This is a genomic window from Bacillus sp. P4_D3, from assembly GCF_056401855.1.
Genome location: NZ_JBFUIN010001164.1, coordinates 1 through 738, shown reverse-complemented (window position 1 = coordinate 738; position 738 = coordinate 1). Strand labels below are relative to the sequence as shown.

Below are 738 nucleotides of genomic sequence, written 5' to 3'. Positions count from 1 at the left end.
TATTAATTTATTTAACTTTATACTTCTTTCTCCCTACGTTTTATGAGCAATACAAAACAGATCAACTTCAAACAGGGATAAAAGAAATAATTGATAAGTCTAAAGATCTTACGTTTCAAGATGCGATACCACTTTTTGATGAATACGCAAAGAAAAATAATGCGATGCTTTATCTTCAAAATAATGAGGGAATAATTAAATACTCTCCTTCATTTTCTTTTACTCAAAGTGGTTCGCAAACAACAGTAGTTACTAGAGCGACACGGTTCGAGAATGCAGGTACCCTTAGCAATTCATATAACGTTACGAAACCAATTCAATTCCAAGATGGTAGTTTAACGCTTATAGTCTTTGCTACATTTCAACCAATTGATGAAGCTTCACAGGTTTTAGTACGCTTTCTCCCCTATATTAGTATCATTGTACTCGTAATTGGTGTAGGGAGTGCTTATTTCTATTCCAGGTTTATTACAAAACCACTTATTTATATTAATGAGGGTGCACAAAAGATGGCAAATTTAGATTTCTCCGAAAAAATTGAGGTTCGCTCTACAGATGAGTTAGGAGAATTATCTAATAGTTTGAATGACATGTCTATTAACTTACAACAAGCTATGTTTGATTTAAAAAAAGCAAATCAACAATTAAAAAATGATATTGAAAAAGAACGAGAAATAGAAACAAAACGCAGAGAGTTTTTTGCGATTGTAGCACATGAATTAAAGACCCCTCTTACTG

Annotated in this window: 1 protein-coding gene; it reads left to right on the top strand. The window is 32.2% G+C overall.

The features are described 5' to 3' along the window. Nucleotides 1–738: HAMP domain-containing protein (locus AC1DTM_RS30000; protein WP_477001649.1), on the top strand; the 738-nt coding region annotated here is incomplete at both ends.